This window comes from Telluribacter roseus, from assembly GCF_017355915.2.
GTDB lineage: Bacteria > Bacteroidota > Bacteroidia > Cytophagales > Spirosomataceae > Telluribacter.
In genome coordinates this window covers 277,161-301,969 of record NZ_JAFEUV020000006.1, presented here as the reverse complement: position 1 = coordinate 301,969, position 24,809 = coordinate 277,161, and the positions used below count along the sequence as shown (strand labels likewise).

General features: G+C 54.1%; 17 protein-coding genes. 12 read left to right on the top strand and 5 right to left on the bottom strand.

From position 1 onward, the window contains the following. Nucleotides 1–34: 34 nt before the first annotated feature. Nucleotides 35–1,114: a DUF4249 domain-containing protein gene (locus JTN23_RS13910; protein WP_247235448.1), complete on the bottom strand. Its 1,080-nt coding sequence runs from the start codon at nucleotides 1,112–1,114 to the stop codon at nucleotides 35–37. Continuing rightward, nucleotides 1,114–3,537, bottom strand: coding sequence for a TonB-dependent receptor (locus JTN23_RS13905; RefSeq protein WP_247235447.1), 2,424 nt, complete (start codon nucleotides 3,535–3,537; stop codon nucleotides 1,114–1,116). The genes JTN23_RS13910 and JTN23_RS13905 overlap by 1 nt, the downstream gene beginning before the upstream one ends. 183 nt (nucleotides 3,538–3,720) lie before the next feature. Here JTN23_RS13905 and JTN23_RS13900 point away from each other — a divergent pair, with 183 nt between their 5' ends. Next, the gene (locus JTN23_RS13900) at nucleotides 3,721–5,601 is read left to right on the top strand and encodes a GEVED domain-containing protein (protein WP_247235446.1); all 1,881 of its coding nucleotides are present in this window, start codon (nucleotides 3,721–3,723) and stop codon (nucleotides 5,599–5,601) included. Nucleotides 5,602–5,604: 3 nt separating this feature from the next. Here JTN23_RS13900 and JTN23_RS13895 read toward each other — a convergent pair whose 3' ends face one another. Beyond that, nucleotides 5,605–7,317 carry a helix-hairpin-helix domain-containing protein gene (locus tag JTN23_RS13895; protein ID WP_247235445.1) on the bottom strand — a complete coding sequence of 571 codons (1,713 nt, stop codon included), beginning with the start codon at nucleotides 7,315–7,317 and terminating at the stop codon, nucleotides 5,605–5,607. A gap of 224 nt (nucleotides 7,318–7,541) precedes the next feature. Beyond that, the gene (locus JTN23_RS13890) at nucleotides 7,542–8,066 is read right to left on the bottom strand and encodes a DUF2062 domain-containing protein (RefSeq protein ID WP_247235444.1); all 525 of its coding nucleotides are present in this window, start codon (nucleotides 8,064–8,066) and stop codon (nucleotides 7,542–7,544) included. Between the two features lie 136 nt (nucleotides 8,067–8,202). Between JTN23_RS13890 and JTN23_RS13885 the strand changes: the two genes are divergently transcribed. From JTN23_RS13885 to JTN23_RS13835, 11 genes are all read left to right on the top strand, one after another. Then, nucleotides 8,203–9,309 (top strand): Gfo/Idh/MocA family protein, encoded by a 1,107-nt coding sequence (locus JTN23_RS13885; protein ID WP_409049449.1) that lies wholly within the window; start codon nucleotides 8,203–8,205, stop codon nucleotides 9,307–9,309. A 62-nt stretch (nucleotides 9,310–9,371) separates the two neighbouring features. Next, nucleotides 9,372–10,661 carry an AGE family epimerase/isomerase gene (locus JTN23_RS13880; protein WP_247235443.1) on the top strand — a complete coding sequence of 430 codons (1,290 nt, stop codon included), beginning with the start codon at nucleotides 9,372–9,374 and terminating at the stop codon, nucleotides 10,659–10,661. A gap of 205 nt (nucleotides 10,662–10,866) precedes the next feature. Continuing rightward, the gene (locus JTN23_RS13875) at nucleotides 10,867–11,430 is read left to right on the top strand and encodes a porin family protein (protein WP_247235442.1); all 564 of its coding nucleotides are present in this window, start codon (nucleotides 10,867–10,869) and stop codon (nucleotides 11,428–11,430) included. A 261-nt stretch (nucleotides 11,431–11,691) separates the two neighbouring features. After that, entirely contained in the window at nucleotides 11,692–13,080 is a 1,389-nt protein-coding gene (locus JTN23_RS13870) for a S41 family peptidase (protein WP_247235441.1), read from the top strand. Nucleotides 13,081–13,148: 68 nt separating this feature from the next. Beyond that, nucleotides 13,149–14,234, top strand: a complete 1,086-nt coding sequence (locus JTN23_RS13865) for an LA_2272 family surface repeat-containing protein (RefSeq protein WP_247235440.1) — start codon at nucleotides 13,149–13,151, stop codon at nucleotides 14,232–14,234. A 196-nt stretch (nucleotides 14,235–14,430) separates the two neighbouring features. Further along, entirely contained in the window at nucleotides 14,431–15,051 is a 621-nt protein-coding gene (locus tag JTN23_RS13860) for a sensor histidine kinase (RefSeq protein WP_247235439.1), read from the top strand. 272 nt (nucleotides 15,052–15,323) lie between these two features. Next, a complete protein-coding gene (locus JTN23_RS13855; RefSeq protein WP_247235438.1) occupies nucleotides 15,324–16,907 on the top strand; it encodes a sensor histidine kinase in 1,584 nt (527 codons plus the stop codon). Continuing rightward, nucleotides 16,904–17,662 (top strand): LytR/AlgR family response regulator transcription factor, encoded by a 759-nt coding sequence (locus JTN23_RS13850; RefSeq protein ID WP_247235437.1) that lies wholly within the window; start codon nucleotides 16,904–16,906, stop codon nucleotides 17,660–17,662. The genes JTN23_RS13855 and JTN23_RS13850 overlap by 4 nt, the downstream gene beginning before the upstream one ends. A 529-nt stretch (nucleotides 17,663–18,191) precedes the next feature. Beyond that, nucleotides 18,192–20,546: a TonB-dependent receptor gene (locus JTN23_RS13845; RefSeq protein WP_247235436.1), complete on the top strand. Its 2,355-nt coding sequence runs from the start codon at nucleotides 18,192–18,194 to the stop codon at nucleotides 20,544–20,546. A gap of 133 nt (nucleotides 20,547–20,679) precedes the next feature. Then, a complete protein-coding gene (locus tag JTN23_RS13840) occupies nucleotides 20,680–21,819 on the top strand; it encodes an acyltransferase family protein (RefSeq protein WP_247235435.1) in 1,140 nt (379 codons plus the stop codon). A 151-nt stretch (nucleotides 21,820–21,970) separates the two neighbouring features. After that, nucleotides 21,971–22,150 (top strand): CsbD family protein, encoded by a 180-nt coding sequence (locus JTN23_RS13835; RefSeq protein WP_247235434.1) that lies wholly within the window; start codon nucleotides 21,971–21,973, stop codon nucleotides 22,148–22,150. A 119-nt stretch (nucleotides 22,151–22,269) separates the two neighbouring features. Here JTN23_RS13835 and JTN23_RS13830 read toward each other — a convergent pair whose 3' ends face one another. After that, the gene (locus JTN23_RS13830; RefSeq protein ID WP_247235433.1) at nucleotides 22,270–24,591 is read right to left on the bottom strand and encodes a PAS domain S-box protein; all 2,322 of its coding nucleotides are present in this window, start codon (nucleotides 24,589–24,591) and stop codon (nucleotides 22,270–22,272) included. Between the last annotated feature and the right edge of the window lie 218 nt (nucleotides 24,592–24,809).

Sequence of the window (24,809 nt, the reverse complement as noted above, 5' to 3'; positions counted from 1 at the left end):
AAAGCCCCGCTGTGGCGGGGCTTTTCATTGATCGCTATTCCCAAAAACCGGGCCGCTTCGCGGTACGGTACAGGCTTTCGGCACAGGGGGCGCATGGGGGTGGAATTCCACCGGTAGGAGGATATGGCATACCCATGTCGCATTCAGAGCGGTCGGCTCCGGTACGGTCGACGTAGTAACCAACCCGCTCCACACCAATGGCTCCGAAGTACCCGAATACGTCTTCGTCCGGGTTGGTCACGTTGGTCATATTGCCGGGTATAGCCGATGGCGTTACGTCGAACATTCCGCCGGTATTCTGTAACATACGCTTTACCGTATTCCAGAAAACATAGGCGTCGCGTGAGAGTGCCTGTTGCTCTATTTCAATGTAGTAACGGTCCAGACACCCCACGGGCACCTCGGCTACTTCCTGACGGGTGATGTTCTTGCCATTAATGAGCGCGTCATTGGCTACGTTGATGCAGTTGGGGCCCATGCATCTGACAATATCCCAGCAGTTGGCGTTGCAGCAGAAGAGGCCATAGAGCGGGTTACCGTTGCGGTCATTCACCGAGCCACAAAATACCGCCTGCTTGTAGTGCTTCCAGCTCCAGCGGTAGTAGTTGCCACTCTCAGCCGGATCTTTGGTATCTATATATACCTTCCACCCACCGAGTATATCCTGTCTGGTATTGGGGTCAATGATCCGGTAGCTTTCGTCGTACACGCGATCTATTTTACTTACGGGCCGTATGGTTTCGGGCCTCGACTGGTAGCGCTTTCCGTTCGCCTCAATGTGCAACTGGTAGGTGCGGCCGGTTTGGCCCCGGAGAGTCTGGGTCTGGTACTCACCCAGTCCCTTATGCACCAGATTTTCCCGGTTGCCTTCGTTATCCGTAATGTACACAGTGGCGTTTTCGATGGCATAGTTGAGGCCGGCGTAGGTGTAGTTGGCCGCGGTGGTCAGCCTGACGGTGTAAGGTCCCTCTTCGTTGGAGATAAATCCCTGCACCACTATGCCGGGCGGCACCTCTTTCACATCACCGTCGTAAGGCGTGATACACCCGGCCATCAGCACCAGGCACCATCCTACCGACTTATATAGTAGCTTTTTAAAACCAGCAGCAGTCATCAGAACTTAAAGTTGTAAGTAAGAGAAGGGAATATAGTACCAAATATGGATAGCTTGTAGGCCGTAGCCAGTGAATAGGGCCGTATGTTGTAGAACACGGAGAAGGCATTCTTACGCGCGTACACGTTGTACAACGAAAATACCCAGCTTCCCTTCCACCGGCGGTCGGGGTGCTTGTCGGGGTGCTCATCGAACGTAACGGAGAAGTCAAGCCGGTGGTAGTTGGGAATACGGCCCAGGTTACGATCAGTATAGATGGGTACATTGGCGCCAAAGATGGTAGGCTCATACAGTACGTAACGCCCCTTCGGAAATGTGCCGGGCCGGCCGCTGCTGAACGTAAAGTTGAAGGAAAACGTGGTGGTTACGCTGGGCCGGTATATGGCCATGGCATTGAGCGTATGGGGCCGGTCGTAGTTGGCAGGATACCAGCGTCCGCGGTTGACCCGCTCCTCCGGAAACTCTCCTTCGATCTGCAGAAAGGTGCGGGCGTAGGTATAACTGACCCAGCCGGTCCAGAAGCCGGTATTCTTCTTAGTCATCATTTCCAGTCCGTACGCTCGTCCCCGCCCCTGCAGTACAGCCGTTTCCAGCGCCGGATTCAGTATAATATCCGCTCCATCCTTATAATCTACCGCATTCTGCAACTTCTTGTAGTAGATCTCGGCCGAAGTTTCGTAGGTGTCATTATTAAGATTTCTGAACAGACCCACCGATACCTGATCAGCCACCTGCGGGCGCAGGTACTGACTGCTCGTAGCCCAGCGGGCGGTAGGCAGTGCGGAGGTAGTATTGGAGATCAGGTGCAGGTACTGGATCATCCGGTTGTAGCCCATCTTTACCGAAGTAGCCGGATTAAGGGTCCAGCGCAGTGCGAGTCTGGGTTCAAAACCACCGTAAGATTTGACTACCTCCCCCGCAGCGTATTGCTCTATCTCGGTGACAGCATCCTCCGAGCGGGGCAGGTCCGGCGAGTAGCGGTAGACACTGGCGTTGCCCAGCCTCAAAAAATGCGAATAACGCAGCCCGGCAACGACGGACACCTGTTCTGACAGCTTCCATTCATCCTCTACATACAGGGCTGCTTCGACCGCATGTTCCCGCTCCAGATCCACCGGCAGTACATTGGAGTGAGGACCGGGTGTAAGGGTATTGGGCTGGATCCCGTAGCTGATGGCACTGGCCCCGGCCAGGTACTTGTGCCGCTCGCCGGAACGGTTGGTGTACTGGACCCGCGCATTGGTGTAGAGTATACCCGACCTCAAATCAAGGGCATTGGCCGAGTCCGGTACGCTGATACTGGCTGAGTAGTTACTGAGTACTCCCACGGCTTCCAGAGTTTCTTCATCCCTGATCGTGTGCTGCCAGCGCAGGGTACCACTCCGGGTGCTGTAGCCGTACAGTGACGCCGAGGCGTTGACCTCAACGGTGGAAAGTGAATCGGAGGCCAGCTTGAAGTTATCATCGCTGTAGTAGCCGGTCAGGGTCAGTTCATCACGCTCGCTGATCTTCCAGTACCACTTGTTGGTAATGTCGTAGAAGTTGGCCTTGGTGCCCCGCAGGTTGTCGGGTCCCAGCTTAAACAGAAAATCATTAAAGGAGGCACGTACAGCCAGCAGCGTCGACAGCTTACCCTTCACCAAAGGGCCTTCCAGTGCCAGTCGGCTGGCTACCAGCCCTATCCCGCCGCTCCCGGTGAATTTCTCCGAATTGGGGTACTTAAGGCGTACATCCAGTACCGAAGATGCCCGGCCGCCGTACTGGGACGAGATGCCACCGCGGCTCAGCGTAACGTCGCGCACCGCATCCTGATTGAACACCGAGAAAAAACCAAACAGGTGGGAGGTATTAAAAAGGGGTGCATCGTCCATCAGCACCAGGTTCTGGTCCACACTGCCTCCCCGTACATTGACTCCCGAGGTACCCTCACCTACCGTGGTCACGCCGGGCAGCATCAGCAGACTGCGCATGACATCCACCTCCCCCATAAAAGCGGGGATACGCTGGATACTCCGGATATTGAGCCGCGAAGCCCCGATCTCTACCTTCTGCACATTTTCTTCGGGCTTACCGGTCGTTACCGTTACTTCCTCCAGCAGGCGGGTATCCTCTTCCAGCTCAAAATTCACCCGGTTTTCGCCCTGCCTCAGCACCACCTCCCTGAACAGGGAAGTAAAACCCAGGAAGCTGACCTTGAGATTATAGGTACCTGGCTTGAGGGTAAGCAGAAAAAAACCGTCCCTGTCCGTTTGTACCCCCTTGCGTGTTTCCATCACAAACACATGCACGTTGGCCATGGGCTTTCCGGTAGCGGCGTTGGTAATGGTACCCAGCAGAGCCACCGACTGGGCGGGCTGAGCCACCGTACTGAAAGAAAGGCATCCTAAGAGCAACAGGAGCGTAATACGGTAAAAGCAATGCATGGAAGCGTCAAGTGTGAGTGTATCATTTTACAAGCCGCCACGCCGGACAATCTACTTGTAGATTGATACAATAAGCCGTACCGGCTGACAGTAAAGTTTTTGGTAGTATAATTAAATATGTTTTCTAAATTTATAGTTTGAATCCTTCCTCCCCGGAAGAGTTACAAATCCCCTCCGATTGTGATGAAAGTACGTTTACTTGCCTTACTGGCTGTGTTTTGGATTGTGAGTATTGAATGGGCCGGGCAAGTCATGGCTCAGAAAAAGAAATCTACGGTCGAGCAGCTCCCCCGTGACTGTGGCACAGAGCCTCCTGCCCCCGATAAGGTGAAAAAGATGGAGGACGCGGTAAAGAAAAAAAAGAAGCAAGGCCGTAGTACCGAAGAGTACCCTACCGTACAGATACCCATCAAGGCGCATATTGTCAGAAAACAAAACGGCACCGGAGGGCTTTCCGTCGAGGCACTCAACAGTGCGCTAGCTACCATGAATGCCCAGTACCAGCCCCTACACATGCAGTTTTACCTATGCGGCCCTATTCACTATATTGATGACGATGATCTGGCCGACTGCGAGGTGCTGACGGACGACGCCAGGCTAACCCTGCACAATGTCAACGACGCCATCAACATCTACTTCTGTAATAATGTCAACTACGGAGGGTCTCCCATCAACGGGATTTCAGCGTTCCCGAGCAGCGATCCGCGCGAAAACCGGATTATCATGTACAACCACGCTACCTCTAATGGCTCTACCCTCGCTCACGAAATGGGCCACTACTGGAGCTTGCTGCACACGCACGAAACCAGCCTGGGTGAAGAACTCGTAACCCGCGGTGAGGGAGCCAACTGCACAACGGCCGGTGATCTGCTCTGTGATACCCCCGCCGACCGTTATAGTACCTACGACCCCAGAACCTGTACCTATACCGATACCGAACACCGGGACGCTAGGGGCGAACTATACAGCCCGGACCTCCGGAACCTGATGTCGTACTACCATAGCTGCCGAAACCGCTTCACGGAAGGGCAGCTGGGCCGGATGCACGAAGGATATCTCTACCGGATGCTTTTAACTGAACAGCATGGTACCTATAAGCTGGTATGCCAACCGGAAGCACCGGCTCCTTCCCAGCTAACGGCCCTTTATCAAAACTGCTCAATTACGCTGAACTGGACGGATGAGGCCAGTGACGAAGGCGGATATATCATCGAAAGGTCTACCCGCCCGGATGGTAACTTTGTTGCCGTAGGCAAGGTAGCCGCCAACTCCTCTCAGTATACCGACAGGGAGGTGGTAGCTGATCCGAGCCGGGTCTACTACTACCGGGTCGTGGCGGCCAATGCCAGTGCCGTCTATAGCACTCCCGTAACCGTCGCGTTTGACGCTTCGGTTACGTACTGTTACTGCATCCCTGGCAGTACCAACTGTAATGACGATGACGTAATCAGTAACTTTTCGATCCTCCATAACGGTACCAGCCTGCTGAGCCATACCAGTAGCTGCTCCCCCAACGGATACAGCGACTATACCACCTCCGTGTCACCACCATCACTTAGTCAGGGGTATACCTACAGCTTTACACTACGGCATCCGGGCAGGTACCGGGAGGGAATCACGCTCTGGCTGGACTTTAACAACAATCAGTTGTTCGAGCCGGAAGAGATGGTATATAAGCTAGTATTTGTCAGTGCAGATGCCGTACTGACTGGCTCATTCAACATTCCGGATCAGGCACCTACCGGTACTACCCGGCTCCGGGTACGGCTGCAGTACAATCAGAGCCCAGTCGAGCCGTGTTCGGCGTATGAATACGGTGAAACCGAGGACTATGCCGTTACGATTGTACCACGTCCACTGATCAGTTCCGTAGCCTCCGGGAGCTGGAGCGCCCCCGCTACCTGGTCGTGTAACTGCGTACCTACCTCTAAGGATCAGGTAATCATAGAGGCAGGCCATAGCATCACGATAGATACAGGTACCATACATATGCGCAGTCTGGAAGTAAAAGAAGGGGCCACTCTGGATCTGGCCCCGGATGTCCAGATCAGCTTTCAGGAGTAGCTCCTACCGGGTGTTCCTTTTCTTAAGATAAGCCTCTAGTTCCGCCAGCGACAGCGCATTGAACGTCATCTGCCGGGTAAGGCCTGCTTTGCGCCCCACGGCTACGCCGTAGTGCATATCGTAGTAGCCTTCCCGCACGTGGGCATCAGGATTGATACTTAGCATCACGCCTTTCTCCATGCAGTATCGGACCCAGCGCCAGTCCAGGTCCAGTCGCCAGGGGTTGGCGTTAATCTCGATGACCACGCCCCTTTCGGCACAGGCATCTATGACGGCTTTGTAATCTATGGGGTACCCCTCCCGCGACAGGAGCAGCCGCCCCGTCGGGTGGCCCAGTATGGTAGTATATGGATTCTCGATGGCATGCAGGAGCCGGGCGGTGGCCTTGTCCTGCGTCATGGTCAGGTTGCTGTGTACGGAGGCTACTACGTAGTCGAAGGTAGCCAGTATATCATCGGTGTAGTCGAGGGAGCCATCACCCAGGATATCCGATTCAATACCTTTCAGTATCTTGAACGGACGCTCTGAATTCTCCCGGGCGAAGCGTTCATTCAAGCGGTCAATTTCTTCGTGCTGCCGCTCCACCTGGTCGGGACGCAAACCACTGGCGTAGGTGGCACTTTGGGAGTGGTCGGCCATACCCAGGTACTCAAAGCCCAGCTCCCGGCAGAACAAGGCCATTTGTTCCAGCGTGTTCTGTCCGTCGGAGTAGGTACTGTGGTTGTGCAGGATGCCTTTCAGGTGGTCCCAGGTCACAAGGTCGTCGGGGCTATGGTCCAGTGCCCAGGCCCACTCGCCCAGGCCTTCGCGCATCTCGGGTACTATGTAGGGCACCCCGGCCTTCTGGTACAGTTCTTCCTCCGTCGCGACCGGCTCCGCCAGGGCCAGTTGCAGCAGGGTACCTCCACCAATAACCGGCTGCGCCAGGTGGGCTTCGGCAGCCGTTTCCAGGAGTAGCGCATTGGCAAAGCGCGCCTCGGGTACTATCACGATTTCTACCCGTACTTCTACGTCCATGGCCTTGCCCCGCCAAACGAAAGGAGACGACTGCTTTATGTCCTGAGTCAGTATATGCAGGCCATTAAGTTTTTGCTGTACCGCCACGGGCGAATCCGCCCCTACCAGTAGCCTCACCGTCTCCACGATTTCGGTCTTACGGCGTACTTCGCCGGCTATTTCTACCTTATCAAATAGGGTGACCAGCTCGTCACGCAACGACTGCGCCAGCGCACCGGCTATATCCATGCGGAGCTTACCAGCCTGTCCTTTCAGGAACACCAGCGAGTCCAGGATCTTCTGCTGGGTACTTTCGCCGAAGCCCTTCAGCTTAGCAATCTGCCCGCTCTGGCAGGCCAGTTCCAGGTCACGCAAGTTATCAATACCCAGCTCCCGCCAGATCACTGCGATCTTCTTGGCACCGATGCCCTTTACCTTAAACATCGCCAGGATGCCCGGCGGTGTCTTGTCCATCAGCTCTTCCAGCTCACGTAGTTTTCCGGTTTCCAGTATCTCCTGGATCTTCCCGGCTACGCTCTTGCCCACACCCGGTATACGGGTCAGGTCGGCGGGGGCCATTGTGGCTATGTTCCGGTCGGTGAGCCGGTCCAGGTTGAAAGCGGCCGAGCTGTAGGCTTTTATTTTAAATGAGTCAGCCTCGTGCAGCTCCATCAGCTTGGCCGTCAGCTCGAGTATATCTATAATTTCAGAATTGGTCATAAAAGAAAAAGATCAGCAGTTACCCTGGTACCTGAGGTACCCTCCGTAAAATTGGGCAAAATTTTCGTTCGAAGCTTTTTCAGGAAAGGATTTCTGACGGAATATACTACGAATACATGGCTGATGCAGCCTCTTTTTAGGGCTGTCCGTGAAGTGGAGAAAGATCGTCAAGGGTACTTAAAGACAGATACCCGGCTAAGCCCGAACCATCAGCAGGCACTTACTTAACAAGCACTTGTTAAAACATTGGCTGGTGCCGCAGCGGTATTGGTCTGCTGTTCCTGCGCCCACCGCGCAGGGAGGGTTTTCCGGAGAATGAATTTGAAGAAGTAATTGAGCACACTGAGGATCAGCAGGCTTGTCAGTAACCAACCTACCGTCGAAACCAACAGGGCGCCACCAAACTTATTAATCATGGGTAAAATCCCGAGGCCAAAGCTCACTTTCAGTTCCTGCCAGCTCAGCGGGGTAGCCCCTATCCCCAGTACCTTTTCTCCAATACGCAGGTAAGGTACCAGCAACAGGATCTGAACCGGATACAGGGCGTAGCTAATGGCAAACATCAGGGCCATGTTTAGCCGGAACTTCATCGCCAGCAACGCAATCAAAAGATTGTTGGTGCCGATTAGTGGAAACACCCCTACGAGAATAGAAAGGGTTATACTCCATGAAAGTTGATTAATGGACGTACCTTTCGTCAGAAAGCTCTTCCATTTAGTAAACTGTTTGTGCAGCCAGGGCCAGGTCATGTAATAAGCCGTTGGGAAAATAGTTTATCAATAACTTTACATAAACTGTACCTGCACAGGCCGGTCTGCTCAAAAAATAGTAAAGCAGGCCTTTCAAGTGCTTTTAGATTGTAACCCAAAAACTAGTCTGCCCCTGATGAACCTACTTTTTTCAGCTTCCGAATCTACTACCCGCCGTGATTTTTTGACCGGCATGGCAGGCTTAACTGCCGCTAACCTGCTGCCTTCCTGGACCTTTGCTAAAAAACAGGCAAAAGACAAATTGGGAATTGCTCTGGTTGGCCTGGGCTATTACAGTACCGACCTGCTGGCCCCGGCCCTGCAAAAAACGCAGCACTGCTACCTGGCCGGAATTGTGACGGGTACCCCCGCTAAGGCCGAACTGTGGAAGAAGAAGTACAACATACCGGATAAAAATATCTACAACTACCAGAACTTCGACCAGATAGCCAACAACCCCGACATTGACATCGTGTACGTGGTACTGCCGCCATCCATGCACAAGGAGTATACGGTACGGGCGGCCAAAGCCGGTAAGCACGTGTTCTGCGAGAAGCCTATGGCGATGAGTGTCAAAGAATGTGAGGAGATGATCAAGGCCTGCCGCGACAACAAGCGCAGCCTGGCTATCGGCTACCGCTGTCAGCACGATCCCAACACGCAGGCGTACATGAAGATCGCGAAGGAAAAGCCGATGGGAAAGGTAAAGCTGATCCACAGCTCGGCAGGTTATAATGAAGGCCGCACCGACCACTGGAAGCAAAAGAAAGAGCTGGGCGGCGGTGTGATGTACGACATGGGCGTGTACGCCCTGCAGGGCGCGCGGCTGGCGGCCGGGGAAGAGCCCATACTGGTTACGGCCAGCCACCTGACCAACCGCCCTGAGATCTATAAGAACGTAGACGAAACGACCATGTTCCAGCTGCACTTCCCCAGTGGAGCCGTAGCCAACTGTACAACCAGCTTTGGCATCAATACCAACTTCCTGAAAGTCAATTATGAAAAAGGAAACCTGCTGATGGAGCCCGCTACCGCTTACAGTGGCAACAGGGGCTTCAGCACACTGGGAGAAATCAACTACCCGCTGGATAACCAGCAGGCCCGGCAGATGGACGATGACGCGCTGGCTATCAAGAACAACAAGCCTATGCTGGTACCTGGTGAGGAAGGGTTGAGGGATATTCGGGTAGTAGAGGCCATTTACCAGGCGGCCAGAACCGGCAAGGCTGTACGCCTGGGCTAATGTTAGAGTCCCCCTTTAACACTACTGTAATTTCCCTAAACCCAACACTCATACCACGCTGAATGAATATTGAACAGCTCACACAGTACCGACAGGAGGCCCACCACCACCTGACACAGGAACTCCTGCCCTTCTGGGAAAAACGTTGTGTAGACCGCGAGAACGGCGGTTTTATCACCCACTTCGACAAGGACGGCAACGACACCGGCGAAGACGAAAAGTCACTCATAGCCCAAACCCGCAGCATCTATACCTTTTCGTCGGTACACCGGGCCGGGTACGGCGAGGGGCAGTTTGCCAACATGGCCCGACACGGAGTGGACTTCCTCCTCAACAAGATGTGGGACCCCGAGCACGGTGGCTTTTACTGGCTCATGGACCGCCGGGGCAACGTCAAAATTGACGAAAAGATCGTCTACGGACACAGCTTCGCCATCTATAGCCTCAGCGAGTATACCCTGGCTACCGGCGACCCGCGCGGCCTGGAGTACGCCCAGAAGGTTTTTGACCTGCTGCAGAAGTACGCCGTTGACACCTACTACGGGGGGTACTTCGAGATGTTCCAGCGCGACTGGACGCTCAAAGGGCCTGGCTCTGCCGGAGGTGACCGCAAAACACTGGACGCCCACATGCACCTGATGGAAGCCTTCACCACGCTCTACGAATGCAGCGGCCAGGAGGTACACCGCCGTAAGTTGCTGGAGGTGATCCAACTGCTTACCACCCGCATCATGCATCCCGACTACGGCACGGGTATTCCGCAGTTCTGGGCCGACTGGCGCGTGGCGCCGCAGATCAAATTTGACATCGTGTGGGGCTGGGACCGCTTTACCGAAGACGGTACCAAGAGTGCCGCTGAAGATAATACCAGCTACGGCCACAATGTGGAGTTTGCCTGGCTGCTCATGCACGCCCTGGACATCCTCGGTATCCCGCACGAAGACTTTCGCACGCAGCTCCTGCAGTCGTTTAACCATGCCGTGGAATACGGCATCGACTGGGAGTACGGGGGTGTGTTTGTGGAAGGATCACATGCGGGAGAGGTATATGACCGGGAGAAGGAGTTCTGGCAGCAGGCCGAGGTACTTATTGGTTTGCTGGATGCCTATCGGGTGTACGAAGATGAGCGTTTTCTGGAGGCGTATCATGCTGTTCACCGCTTTGTCTTCGACCACGTTATTGACCACCAGGTAGGTGAATGGAAGCCCCTGCTCACGCGCCAGGGCGAGCCCATCTGGACACACATGAGCCACTCCTGGAAGATCAATTACCACAGCGTCCGGGCCATGGTACAGAGCATCGTACGGCTGGACAAGCTAGTAGAGAAAGAGCGAATGAGTAAATTTGTTTAGCCTCAATTCTAATAGCTATAAACCAACAAGATTCCCGATAGGTATCTGTCGGGAATCTTGTTTAGAAATAAAGGGCACTTACCTTTTCTTCATTACCCTCAGCAGCTTCTTCGCCCAAAATCGCCACTTCGGTATTTTAAAGTAGCACCCGCCCTCCGGCTGAATCTATCTTTGTTGCGTCAGTTAATCAAAACAAAGAACAGCCATGAAAAAGATTTATTTATCACTCCTATTCGCTTTTGTAAGTACACTCACCTGGGCTCAGGACCAACCCATCCGCCACACCTTCGCCGTGGAGGTGGATCCCATTGCCTACCTCCTCAAAGGGTACTCGGTACATGGTATCTATCAGCCCGGCCGCTGGGCGTTTGACCTGGGTGTGTATGGGATTGGGGTTCCGGAGGCCTTCCATGGCAACGAGGGTTTCGACGTAAAGCAGCAGGGCTATGGCCTCAAGGCCAACTACTCGTTCAGGAAATCGGGTGCCGGTCTGTTTGCCGGAATCGGAGGGGGCAATGGTACTACCAAAGCCAAACACCGCGAATCGGGGGCTGAGGATACCGGCCACTCGTGGAGTGTAGGTCCGCAGGTAGGGTATCGCTTCTTTTTTAAGAAGCCCAAGGACGGACAAGCGCGCGGCCTGTACATCACCCCCTGGGCCAGCGTAGACTACCAGTTCCAGAACGACAAGGTGAAGTTCAGCAACTTGGATTTCAAGGAAGGCAGGTTCACTCCCTTCGCTACCATTCACCTGGGGTACCGGTTCTGAGTCTTTGTCTGGTACTTCCACATGGTAAGCCCCTCTATGGGGCTTTTTTGCTTTCACTCCTCCCCTTTCTACCACCTTCAATCAAGCCGTAGTGTACTATTTTTTCAGATCCTAAGTAGGCAGTCAGACAGCCTAAACCCTCTTCGCCTCATTCCCCGGCTTCATCGTTCAAAATTGCCACTTCGGTCACACTGTTTTTACAACCTGTTACTACCATGGTACTTTTGAACCATCAAACCAATGGACACGAAACCAAAAGCCATGAAAAAGATATTCACCCTGGCCTGCCTGCTAAGTACCGCTTCCCTGGCCCTGGCACAACAGGGTACTACCTCCAAAACACTTTACGAACAGGGCGCCCGCTGGAACAGCCCCGTCTGGGAAAGTACCTATAAAGAAGATCTGACTGAGCAGGAGAAGCTGGCGGGTCTGTCGCTGGCGTGGTCGGAGGCCAAGTACAACTTTGCCTTCTTCGACAAAGTACCCAACCTGGACTGGGACAGCCTGTACGTCAGCTACATTCCGAAAGTACAGAAAAGCAAGAGTACCGCTGAGTACTACCTGACCCTCCAGGAGATGTTCGCCCAGCTGAACGACGGCCACACCGGCGTGTACCCTCCGATGGAAGTCCAGAACCAGCACGCCAAGGTGGGGGTAGTAACCGCCCTGGTGGAAGGTAAGGTACTGGTACTTGATGTAGTAGATAAAAAACTCGCGACGCAGGGCGTGCAGAAGGGCATGGAAATTACCCACGTCAACGGTGAAGAGGTACATGCTTTTGCCAACCGCACCATCCGCCCCTACGTCAGCTCCAATACCGAGCAGTACCGCCTGAACGCCACCTACGGCTTCCAGTTCCTGCTGGGTAAAAAGGAAGAGCCCGTAGAAGTGACCTTCAGGACCGCCAACGGCCAGGTACTGACCCGCATGCTCACATACAATACTCCATTCGAAAGCTTCTTTACGTCACGTCGCCTGCTCGAGTACCGCCTGCTGCCGGGCAACGTGGCCTACGTCGCCCTCAACAGCTTCAACGACGAGAAGATCAAAGCCGAGTTTAACGCCATCTACCCTCAGCTCAAAGGGGCCAGTGCCCTCATCCTGGACGTGCGTGAGAACGGCGGCGGCAACAGTGGCAACGGCTGGGATATCCTGGCCCGACTGACCAACAAAGACTTTCCGCTGGTGAAGTGGGAAAGCCGCAACTACCAGGCGGTAAAGCGCGCCTGGGGCGGACCTAACAGCTGGTTTGGTGACAAGTATGACTACAAAATCACCAACCCTGACACGTCCGACTACTTCCACGGCCCGGTAGTGGTACTGAGCAGCTCCTACACCTTCTCGGCCGCCGAGGATTTCCTGTCGTCGTTCAAGCAGTCGAAGCGCGGACTGATCATTGGCGAACCTTCGGGTGGTAGTACCGGACAGCCCGTCTTCTTCCGGTTGCCGGGTGGCGGTTCGGCCCGCATCTGCGCCAAGCGTGACTACTTCTACGACGGTACCGAGTGGGTAGGTATAGGTATCCAGCCCGACGTGTACGTAGCCCCTACTATTCAGGACGTAAGAGCCGGAAAAGATACGGTACTTGATAAGGCCCTGGAGGTACTGACTAAAAAAAGCGCAAAAAAAGATAGGGCAAACCGCCAGTAAGGTGTCCTGAACAGAGACATAACAATTTCAATAAAATTCACCAAAGACCAGTAACTAATAAAACAGCCATGAAAACATCTATTATTGCCCTCTCACTAGCATCAGCCATTAGCCTGAATTCCTTTGCTCAATCTGACGCCACTCCTGAAAAAGAACTGGAACTACGCCCCGCTCAGGTCAGCTTTGTGCCCCCGCTTAGTACCAACGGCTTGTACAGTACCCGGTACATCAATAACTTCTCCCTGAACCTATTGGGCGGAGCCGCCGGTGGCTTGAATGGAGTCGAAATCAGCGGATTGTTTGCCATCGAAACCGGTGATGTACGGGGTGCCCAGTTTGCCGGGATCTTCAATACCGTGGGTGGATCGGCAAACGGAGCTCAGTTTGGCGGGATCGTAAATATCACCGGAGGCTCAGCAACGGGTGCCCAGTTCGGCGGCATTGCCAACGTAGTGGGTGGTGAAGTACGGGGTGCTCAGTTTGGTGGTATCGCTAACATTACCGGCGACAACGTTAACGGGGCCCAGTTTGGGGGCATTGCCAATGTAGCCGGTTCGGTAGATGGCGCTCAGGTAGCGGGTATTGTCAATATAGCCGGGGGCAACGTCAAAGGGGCCCAGATCGGCCTTATCAACGTTGCCAGCCACGTGGATGGTGTACAGATCGGACTTATCAACCTGGCCAAAGATGGCTACCGCCGCGTAGAAGTGTGGGGAAGCGATGTACTGTACGGTAACGTAGCCCTCAAGATGGGCGGTAACCGCAAGTTCTACAACCTGTTTACGGCCGGTGCTACCCTACCCGAGACTGACAACACCCGCTGGGGCTTCGGCTACGGATTAGGTACCAACTTCGACCTGAGCAAGAAGAGCCAGCTTAGTGTAGAAGCCATTGCCTACCGGATCGTAGAAGGCCGCGACTCCTGGAACGCCATAAACCAGCTGAATCAGCTCCGCGCCAGCTTTATATTTCCTATCAAGAACCGCTTTGCCCTGACGGTTACCCCAACCTTTAACGTACAGGTATCTGATCTGAAAACCGCCGATGGTACCATCGGAAGCGAGTGGAGCAGCTACAATGTGTACAACAAAGTAATCAACAACCGGACGCGCGTCATGATGTGGCCGGGACTCAACGTTGGTATCCAGTTCTGATCATTCTCTGACTCAATTTTCACTTCATCAACAGGGGTTATTTGAAAGAGAGGAGCACCTTCGTCGGTAGCATTCGCTGGTTCAGTCGAAAATATCGCCAGCCTGGTACACCTTTTTTTTCAAATAGCCCTTAATATTAGAACTTGCACAGCATTAGGACGTACCCGTTCTACCACGTGCCAATGAAATTGATTCCATGTCAGATTCCAGAGATATATTGCCTAACGTACACTTCCAGGCCCAGTTTGCGGCCCTGAAGAATCAGGTAAGTCCTCATTTCCTGTTTAATAGTTTGAGTGTGCTTTCTTCGCTAGTCCGCAAAGACCCTGACTTGTCGGAACAGTTTATTGACCACATGGCCCGGGTATACCGGTATCTGCTCGAGCAGAAGGACGACCAGCTGGTCACGCTGGGGACCGAAATAGAGTTTGCCCGATCGTACGCGTTTATTCAGGAGGTGCGTTTTGCCCGTAAGTTTAAGGTACACTTTGAATGCAACGAGGCCGCTGCCAGCCTGACCCTGCTCCCGTTTACCTTACAGCTCCTGATCGAAAATGCCATCCGTCACAACCGGATGTCAGCCTCCGAGCCGCTTACGGTAACGATTTGTACCCGCGCCGATGGCCAGCTGGTAGTCAGTAATAACCTGCAGATACGCTCGGTCCCGGATCGTACCATTCCGCAGGGCCTCTCTACGATCTGCCAGCGCTACGAGATGTACACCGAGCAGGTCGTGCAGGTTACCGAGAGTTCCGAGCAGTTTCAGGTGACGGTTCCGCTCCTTCCGTCCAATTACGAACGGGCAGAAGCCTTCTAGTACCACACAATAGCCTGTAACACGAGTAACCAACCGGTCGTTCAGAAATAATTAACCAGACAGAATCCGCCCTACACTTGAATACTTCAATTTAGAAACCTAACATACTCCTGTTCTTCAATATACTACTGGTATGCTAAACGAGGTACAGTACCAAAACCTTTGGAAGGTGATGTTTAATCATGTAACTTTCCATAAAATACCGTGAAGCCTGCCCGCGCTTCATCGGCATTTTGTGGATAACCCTCTAATAATAAATGTACGTACCCCCCATGAATAATGAAGATAGCGGCATTAGTCCCGAAGAGATTCATCGTCAGTCTGAGCTATTCAAAGCCCTGATCGAACACAGCTCCGACGTCATTGTCATATCCGACGCAAAGGGCATAGAGCGCTACGTGAGCCCCTCCGTCAGGCGCGTACTGGGCTACGAGCCGGAGGAGTTTCTGATGCGGAGCCAGTACCTTCTTCATCATCCTGACGACCGCGACCGGGTGCGCGATACGTTTTTTGGGTTTGTTAACCAGTGCTGCGAAAAACCCGCTCCTATTGTATTCAGCTGGCGCTTTCTGCACAAGAATGGTACCTGGCGCTGGGTGGAAGCCACCGCTTCCAATCAGCTGGACAACCCGCTGGTCAATGGCATCATCCTGAACATCCGGGACATACACGATCATAAGGAAATGGAAAACAGGCTGGCTCAGAGTGCCCAGCGCTTCCAGACCATCATGGGAAGTATCAAGGATGCCATCCAGATATTCGACGCGGAAGGCAAGATCCTGTTTACCAACCGGGAGAGCCACCTGCTAGAATATTCCATGCAGAGCTTCAACGAGCCAAAGGAGCCCCTCTGGTGGATTCATCCGGACGACCGGCCCAGTATGCTCGATACATTCGCTAAATTAGTCATGGGTGAAATGCAGGAAGTAACGGTGGAGTACCAGGTACAGGACGCAAACGGATACTACCGCCACCTGGAAACCCACGCCTCCAATCAGCTCAATAACGAGGCTATTGGCGGCATACTGGCCAACGTGCGGGACATCACACAGCGGAAAAAGCTGGAAGAATCACTGCGGCTGGCTAAGGAGAAGGCCGAAGAAGACGCCCGCGAAATCGAAAAGAACAGCCTCGAGATCAAGATCAAAAACCGCGAGCTGAAAAAGCTAAATGAGGAGAAAAACGAGCTGCTCCAGATCGTCTCGCACGACCTCAAGAACCCGCTCTACAACATCCAGCACCAGGCCAACCTGATCCTAACCCATACCGGCGACTGTACCACCCAAGCTCAGAATATCCTGCAGTGCACCGATAAGATGCTCAACCTGATCAGGAACTTCCTGAGCATCCATGCCATCGAATCCGGCAAGGTACTGCTCAACTGGCAGCCTGTCGACCTCAGGAAGAAGATCGATAAAGTACTTGGGGTGTATAAGGATACACTGTCGGCCAAGAACATCCAGGTCAGCGCCCAGACTACCGGCGTATATCCCCAGGCGTGGGCCGACCCCGATGCCGTGTACCAGATACTGGACAACCTGATCTCAAACGCGATTAAGTACTCGCCGGTCAGCGGTACGATTCATATCAGTCTGGAAACCTCCAGTGAATACCTGGTTATCCGCGTGCAGGATGAGGGAGCGGGCATACCGCTGGATGAGCTGGACAAGCTATTCCAGAAGTTTACACGCCTCTCTACCCGGCCCACAGCGGGCGAAAGCTCCAACGGACTGGGACTGGCCATTGCCAAAAAACTAACCCAGCAACTTAACGGCGACATCTGGTACGAAAACCATCCCGACCGCGGCGCCACCTTTGCCTTTGAACTACCCATACATTTAACTGTACAGTCATGAACGTACTCATTATAGAAGATGAAGATCTGACCGCCGAGCGGTTAGAAAGCCTGCTGCTCCGCTACGACCCTACCATTCAGGTACTGGACAAGATTCCCTCCGTCCGGGAAGCCGTAAAGTTTCTGCAGGGGCATATGTCGGAGCTCGACCTGGTGTTTATGGATATCCACCTGGAAGATGACCTCTGCTTCCGCATCTTTGACCAGATCAATCTGCAGGTACCTATCATATTCACCACGGCCTTTGATGAATACATGATCCGGGCCTTCAAGGTCAATAGCATTGATTACCTGCTCAAGCCCGTGAGTCTTGAGAACCTTTCGGCCGCCATTGACAAGTTCAAGTCCATGAAGCGGCAGTTTTCCCGCACTGATCTGGACACCCTGCTCCAGGCCATCGGGCAGAATAAGCCCGAGTACAAGACGCGCTTCATGGTGACGGTAGGTACCCGCATCCGTACCATCGACGTAGCCGAGGTGGCGTATTTCTTTTCGGAAGAGAAAGTCACCTTCATGGTCACAAAGGACAACCAGCGCCTGCCGATCGATTACAGTCTCGACAAGCTCACAACGATGCTCAATCCCGACGAGTTTTTCCGGGCCAACCGCCAGTTTCTGGCGTCGCTGTCCAGCATCAAAAACATCCATACTTACTCGCAGAGCAAGCTCAAGCTGGAACTGGCTCCCGCTCCCAAGGCGGAGGTATTCATCGGCAAAGAGAAAATCACTCCTTTCAAAGACTGGCTGGATAAGTGATGGAATTCTGAATTAGTGAATTCTGAATGCTGAATTTTGGGTATATGAAGGACTTTCAATTCAGCCCCGTAGGGGCGGTACCTTAGTAGAAATAGTTGGACGAAGGTGGTTTTCAGCCCCAGCGGGGCGACACCAGGCACTAGATATGCCGCCCCGCTGGGGCCGCTTTTGGACCAAAAACAATTCCTTCGTACACTCCTGATTCGTGAGTTATTAATAAATGAACTAGTTCGTAAAGCTTCCCTCCGGAGGGACTGAGGCGGCAGCCGCGTGGGAGGTGTAGCAGGTTTGAATGCTTTAATACTTTAACATACTTACTGCCTACTACTGGTGAAACAGCCCCAGCCTGGTCAACTGCCGGGGCTGTTCTTTTACGAATACGGCTCTGCTGCCACGGCCCTGCTTCGTCCCCCCACATCTCCACTTCATCCCCCCAATTCCCAGCGTCGTCAGAAAAGACGTGAACGCCGTAGGTGGTGCTCCTACCTTTGCCTCAGCAAGTGTAACCAGTCATTCGTTAGCTATGAAAATGAGAGTTCTACTAGTACTTGTCCTGTACTGTGTGGTGCTGCCCCTGTGGGCGCAAACTTCCACCCAGACCATCAAAGGTACCGTTACGGATGCCCAGACGGGCAGCAGCCTGCCGGGAGCTACGATCCTGCTCCTGAACAGCGAACCGCTGAAAGGTACTACTTCCGACGGAGAAGGTACCTTCCGGCTCACGGCCGTACCGCTGGGCCGCCAGACCCTGAAAGTAACCTACCTGGGCTACGGCGAGCAGACTGTGCCGAACGTGCTCGTAACGGCGGGCAAAGAGGTAGTACTGGATATCCGCCTGCAGGAGCAGGTCATAACGGGACAGGAGGTAACCATAAAGGCAAGACGCGACCCCGATGGGCTCAACAACGAGTTTGGTACGCTGAGCGCCCGAACCTTCAACATCGAAAACACCCGCCGCTTTGCGGGCAGCCGCAACGACCCTTCCCGCATGGCTGCCAACTTTGCCGGCGTAGTAGGCAACAACGACTCCCGCAACGACATTGTCATCCGGGGCAACTCCCCTACCGGTCTGCTGTGGCGGCTGGAAGGCGTGGACATACCCAACCCCAGCCACTTCGGCGCGCTGGGGGCTACGGGAGGCCCCGTGAGTATGCTCAACAATAATTTGCTGGCGCAGTCCGACTTTTTTACCGGAGCCTTTCCAGCCATGTACGGCAACGCGCTGGGCGGCGCATTTGACCTGCAGCTTCGTACCGGCAACCGCGATAAGCGCGAGTACACCGGCCAGATCGGCTTCAACGGCTTTGAGGCAGGACTGGAAGGACCTTTCGTGAAAGGCAAAAAGGGTACCTACCTGGTACACTACCGCTACTCGGTGCTGAGCGTAGTACATAAGCTGGGGCTGAGCACCGGTACGGGCAGCAACGTACCCAACTACCAGGACCTGTCCTTTAAGGTGGATCTGCCGACCCGCCGTACCGGCAGCCGCTGGACCCTGTTTGGCGTAGGTGGTACCAGTCATATCGCATTCAAGGGAGAGCTGAAAGACACCGCCAACTTCTACAACGATCCCTACAACAACCTGTATAACAAGGCCCGTATGGGTGTAGCCGGGGCATCTTACACGCATTACTTCAATGAGAAGACATACCTGAAGACTACGCTGGCGGCCACAAGCTCCCAATTTGGTGTACAGATAGACTCCCTCAACGATGCCCGTCAGGCTATCCCCTCCTACCGCGATGCCTCCAGCCAGGGCAGGCTGACGCTTACCTCCCAGTTTACCAGAAAGCTCAGCGCCCGGCACCTGTTTTCGGCGGGAGTGTTCGCTCACCAGTTGTTCTATGGCCTTACCGACAGCGTGTACGTCTACAACGAGGGCTTCCGCACCCTGCGCGACGAGCGCGGAAGTACCCAGCTGGCCCAGGCCTACGCCCAGTGGCAGTACAAGCCCTCCAACCGGCTTACGCTCAACAGCGGCCTGCACGGTACCTACTTCCTATTGAATACTACCTACGCCATCGAGCCTCGCCTGGCCGCCCGCTACGAGCTGCCTGCCCGGCAGGTAGTGTCAGTGGGTGCAAGCCTCAACAGCCAGTTGCAGCCCATCCAGCTCTACTTCTACAAAACCCAGGTAGCTCCCGGCCGCTACGTCCAGACCAACCGCTCGCTGGACCTGACCCGCAGTGCGCAGGGAGTGGCTGGCTACGAACGTTCGTTCGGTCACAACATCCGGCTTAAGGCCGAAGCCTACTACCAGTACCTGTACCATGTACCCGTGGAGCAGAGGCTTTCATCACTCTCCATCCTCAACTACGGCGCTACCTTCGCGGCTCCCAATGTGGATAGTCTGGTTAATACCGGGAAGGGGAAGAACTACGGTCTGGAGCTGACGCTGGAGCGCAGCTTTGATCGGGGATACTACTTCCTGACTACCCTATCGCTGTATGAGTCAAGGTACCGGGGCAGCGATCAGGTATGGCGCCAGACGGCCTACAACGGGCGTTACATCGCCAATGCCCTGGTGGGTAAGGAGTGGAAGCTGGGGGATACCAGAAGCCTGTCGCTCGATACCCGCATGACCCGCGCCGGCGGTCGCCCCTACACGCCTTTTGACCTGAGCCGCTCAGTAGCCGAAGGTAAACCTATCTACGACGACACACGCGCCTTTGAATCCCGCTTCAAAGACTACCTGCGGGTAGACCTCAAGATCACCTTCCGCCACAACGGCCGCCACCTGACACAGGAGTGGTTTGTAGACCTGCAGAACCTGACCAACGCCCGGAACGTATTCAACCATTCGTTTGACAGCCGCTCGGGTCAGGTACGTACGCAGTACCAGATGGGCTTCTTCCCCAACTTCAACTACCGCATCGAGTTCTGAGCCGGCTCAGGCATTGATCATTAAAAGACCCCGCAGGTATACGGTACCTCCGGGGCTTTTTGGGTAGTAGTATGATGGTCAGGGCTTTTAGTAGTAAGATGTAAAATCTTGTCTATTCCTAAAGCCCTGACCCATGCAAACCGTTACTACGCCTGCTCCACCCGACCCGGAACTAGTCATTACCACCCGTCCAGCCCGGCTCGAGTCGCTCGATGCCCTGCGCGGGTTCGACATGCTCATGATCGCCGGAGGGGGCGCCTTTATTTCGCTGCTCCACGGCAAGACCGGCCTCCCCTGGGTAGATGCCCTGGCCGAGCAGTTTGAGCACCCGGCCTGGCACGGCTTCACGTTTTATGACTTTATCTTCCCGCTGTTCCTGTTCATGGCGGGCGTGTCCCTGTCGTACAGCCTCAGCAGCGGCGTAGCGCGGGGGCTTTCCAAAAGTACCCTCTACTCCAAGGTAGCCAAGCGCATGCTGATCCTGATCCTGCTGGGGATTCTTGATAAAAATGCCCCCATTGACCTGTTTGATCCGGCGGGCATCCGCTACGGCAGCGTACTGGGCCGCATCGGGATGGCTACGTTTTTCGCTACGCTCCTGTACCTCAATATTTCCCTGCGGCAGCGCCTGTGGACCGTAGGCGGTATCCTGCTGGCCTACTACGCGGCCCTGTTCCTGATACCGGTGCCCGGCTACGGAGCCGGTAACCTTACCTTCGAAGGCAACCTGGTGGGCTGGATCGACCGGAACGTGATGCCCGGCCGCCTCCTGCAGAAAACCTATGACGAGCTGGCCCTCACTACGCAGCTACCGGCTTTCTGCCTCACCATCCTGGGTTCGGTGGCCGGTGATTTTCTGCGCCGGGATAGTGCCCCCCTTAAGAACCTGATCCTGTTTGGCCTCGGTGGAGTCGCGCTCGGGCTCCTGTGGGACCTGCATCTGCCGATCAACAAGCACCTCTGGTCCAGCTCGTTCATACTGCTGACAGCCGGTATGGCGTTTTTGATGCTGGCCCTGTTTTACTGGATCATTGACATCCGGGGCTATACCCGCTGGGCGTTCTTCTTCAAGGTCATCGGCATGAACTCCCTGACCATCTACCTGGCCTACCGCTTTATTGACTTTGGCAAAACCTCCCGACTACTATTCGAAGGACTCTACAAGCACCTGGCCGAACCCTGGCACGAGGTAGCCAATGCGCTGGGAGCTCTGGCACTGGTGTGGCTGTTTCTGTACTTTCTCTACCGGCACCGCATATTCCTTAAGGTGTAAGCCTGCTGAGAATCTATTGGATATTTCCGGGAAAAATTTACACAGCTACTTGCAAAACAGGCGTTACAGGGCTCGTAGTGGGGTTTGGTATGGTTTCTTTATGTTTAGTAGTATAAGTAATTAGTCATAAAACACTAAAACGTTAGAAGCCATGAACGAGCAAACTGCCAAAGGAAACTGGAACGAGATGAAAGGTAAGCTGAAGCAGAAATACGCCGAACTGACCGACGACGATCTGACTTACGCAGAAGGTAAGGAAGATGAAATGTGGGGAAAGATTCAGAAGAAAGTAGGTAAGACCAGAGAAGAAATCGATAGGGAATTCTCCTAGAGTACCTGGTACATACCGCTTATAAAAGGTCTGGGGCATGGGGCTCCGGACCTTTTTAGTAGCACCACCGGCCAAGGCAGCGGGAGCTGTACGCAGGTATTGCCCAACGGCTACGCCGGTTAGCTGAATCCTTTTTCGCCGTACAGAGAGTAGGCCTTTACCGCTACTTCGCGTACAATCCGGTCCAGATTATGGGCCGCTTCGTTGACCAGCCCGTACAGTTCATTCTTCTCCTCGTCGCAGTCCGTATCCTTGATCAGGTACATCAGGCCCATAATCTCCGTAACCGGACGTCGGATCTCGTGGGAGTTCAGCCAGGATATTTCCTTGAGTACCCTAACGTGTTCCTGCAGCAGCACTTCTTTCTCTTTGCGCTCGGTAACTTCGTTCTGGATGGCGATGAATCCCTGGTGGTTGCCAAAGTCGTCGTAGATGGGGGTACAGTCAACATGCATCCAGTACTTACGTCCGTCTTTGGTATAGTTGATGATCTCGACCGAAAAGTACTGCCGCTCGCGGAGCGATTCACCCATGTGGCGGACCACCTCCAGATCTGACTCCGGCCCCTGCAGTACCTCGCCGGGCTTCCGGCCCGCTACCTCCTCAAAGGTGTAGCCCGTTACTTCCGTAAACCTCGGGTTAATGTAGTTGATCCGTCCTTCCACATCCGTAATTACGACCACGTTATTCACTTTGGTAATGATCTCGGCCAGTCGTTTATTCTCGGCATTGGCCCTGGTGAGATCATCAATATCCCGCAGGGAGCCGATCATGCGTACGGCCTCCTGATTACTGTCAAAAATAATGTGGCCGCTGTCTTCGACGTATTTATAGACACCATTGGCGCACCTGAACCGGTACTGTTCACTCCAGAAGGTGGACCCGTTGCTGATCCCCTCATTCAAACTCTTACTGGCTCTATGCCGGTCGTCCGGATGCACCCTTTCCTCCCACCAGCTCAGGGGAGTTTCGTGATACTCCGGCCCGTAGCCGTATATCCGCTCGAGCCCCTGGTTCCAGACCAGGATCATGGTAGTGAGGTCAAAATCAAAGATGGCCTCACGGGTAGCTTTGGCCACCGACTCATAACGGTGTAGCCATATACGCGCCTGCTCCTCGTGTTTTTTACGCTCTGTAATATCCTGAAAATACGCCGCTATACCCTCCTGCGTAGGTATCACCGTCACAAAGAACCACTTGTCCCGGCCAGCATAGTACTCTTCAAACCGGCTCACGCTGCCCTTCTCCATGGCATTGGTATACTCCGGATAGGACCTGAGCGATACCGCATCCGGAAATACATCCAGCACGGCCAGGCCCACTACGTTACCGGCCTCTATGTCCAGTAGTCTTTCAAAGGCTTTGTTGATGCGGGTTACCCGCCAGGTTCTGTCCAGTTCGATCACGCCATCGGTAATACTGTCCAGGGTGCGTCTCAGGGTACTTCCGACCTGGTCGCGCTCGTCCTCCATCTTCTTCATGGCCGTTACGTCCTGTACCATGCCCCGCAGTATCCGCTCCCCATCCAGCAGGTCGGCCTCGCCCACCTGCCGCAGGTACCGGATCTGCTCCTCCCACCTGATCCGGTACGATACCTCCGTTTTCTGCCCTGTCCGCAGCAGTTGCTTATTGGCTCTGAGTACCCGGGGCAGATCTTCCGGTACAATGGCCTCAAACAGTTCGGCGTAGGTAAGCGCCCCCTGGTCTTCGTGGCTGAACAGCGACAGGATCTCATCCGCTCCCACCAGCTGGTCCTCGTCGGGGTAGTACTCCCAGCCGGCTACCTTAGCCAGCTTCTGAACGTACCGGAGCCGTTCGCGCTTCTCAAGGAGCTTTTCGTTGAGTTTTTCCAGCTCCTGGTTCTTCTGTTCGGCTTCCCGTTCCTTTTCTATTTGTTTGGTAATATCTTGGGCTATCACCAGCGCGGCCTCCTCCCCGTCAAAGTCCACCGGGTAGGTATTGATCGTCGTGTATATGGTCTGACCGTTTTTTAACAGGTGGCGCCACGTTCCGGCCGACATGTACTCCTGTTGGTAGGTACCCACAAAATTCAAGAAGCGCTCCATCTCCTCGGGGGGACGAAGCTCCAGGCAGGTCATGCTCAGAAACTCCTCCTGGCTGTAACCGTACTTCTGTACGGCCGCGTCATTGACCGCCAGAAACCGCAGATCGGATAGCTTGTAGATCCAGGTGGGCGAAGGGTTGTTTTCGAACAGGGCCCGGTACTGCTTTTCCGACTGGCTTAGTTGACGGTAGTTTCTCCTGGACAGCAGGTAGAGCAACAGCGAGCTGACCGTCACAAACAGCAATCCTTTGGCAATAGCCACCGTTAGTCCCCGATCAATCTGAAACACAAAATGCAGCAGTAAATCCGTGGTTACTATCCAGGTCGTCCCTACTATAAAGTAGATAAGCGAAATTCTGAGGGGAATCCGAAGCATGAAAAATAATTACATATACGCCAATGCTAAACTCTTCCGGTATGGACAGAGGTTGTTTCCAGAGGTATGCCGGAGCCTCCTCTGTGTATCAATTCGTGATCTTCGGTATTCGTAGTTATTATACAAGTGGTACCAGAGCTAATCTACCCTATGCTGACAGGATATATTTATTCCGGCCAGGTACACCAGCCAGTACAACCATCGTACCAAAAAAAGTA

Bases quoted from the DNA above. Each gene is read 5' to 3' on its own strand.
- JTN23_RS13910 (WP_247235448.1), bottom strand. From the start codon at position 1,114: ATGACTGCTGCTGGTTTTAAAAAGCTACTATATAAGTCGGTAGGATGG.
- JTN23_RS13905 (WP_247235447.1), bottom strand. From the start codon at position 3,537: ATGCATTGCTTTTACCGTATTACGCTCCTGTTGCTCTTAGGATGCCTT.
- JTN23_RS13900 (WP_247235446.1), top strand. From the start codon at position 3,721: ATGAAAGTACGTTTACTTGCCTTACTGGCTGTGTTTTGGATTGTGAGT.
- JTN23_RS13895 (WP_247235445.1), bottom strand. From the start codon at position 7,317: ATGACCAATTCTGAAATTATAGATATACTCGAGCTGACGGCCAAGCTG.
- JTN23_RS13890 (WP_247235444.1), bottom strand. From the start codon at position 8,066: ATGACCTGGCCCTGGCTGCACAAACAGTTTACTAAATGGAAGAGCTTT.
- JTN23_RS13885 (WP_409049449.1), top strand. From the start codon at position 8,203: ATGAACCTACTTTTTTCAGCTTCCGAATCTACTACCCGCCGTGATTTT.
- JTN23_RS13880 (WP_247235443.1), top strand. From the start codon at position 9,372: ATGAATATTGAACAGCTCACACAGTACCGACAGGAGGCCCACCACCAC.
- JTN23_RS13875 (WP_247235442.1), top strand. From the start codon at position 10,867: ATGAAAAAGATTTATTTATCACTCCTATTCGCTTTTGTAAGTACACTC.
- JTN23_RS13870 (WP_247235441.1), top strand. From the start codon at position 11,692: ATGAAAAAGATATTCACCCTGGCCTGCCTGCTAAGTACCGCTTCCCTG.
- JTN23_RS13865 (WP_247235440.1), top strand. From the start codon at position 13,149: ATGAAAACATCTATTATTGCCCTCTCACTAGCATCAGCCATTAGCCTG.
- JTN23_RS13860 (WP_247235439.1), top strand. From the start codon at position 14,431: ATGTCAGATTCCAGAGATATATTGCCTAACGTACACTTCCAGGCCCAG.
- JTN23_RS13855 (WP_247235438.1), top strand. From the start codon at position 15,324: ATGAATAATGAAGATAGCGGCATTAGTCCCGAAGAGATTCATCGTCAG.
- JTN23_RS13850 (WP_247235437.1), top strand. From the start codon at position 16,904: ATGAACGTACTCATTATAGAAGATGAAGATCTGACCGCCGAGCGGTTA.
- JTN23_RS13845 (WP_247235436.1), top strand. From the start codon at position 18,192: ATGAGAGTTCTACTAGTACTTGTCCTGTACTGTGTGGTGCTGCCCCTG.
- JTN23_RS13840 (WP_247235435.1), top strand. From the start codon at position 20,680: ATGCAAACCGTTACTACGCCTGCTCCACCCGACCCGGAACTAGTCATT.
- JTN23_RS13835 (WP_247235434.1), top strand. From the start codon at position 21,971: ATGAACGAGCAAACTGCCAAAGGAAACTGGAACGAGATGAAAGGTAAG.
- JTN23_RS13830 (WP_247235433.1), bottom strand. From the start codon at position 24,591: ATGCTTCGGATTCCCCTCAGAATTTCGCTTATCTACTTTATAGTAGGG.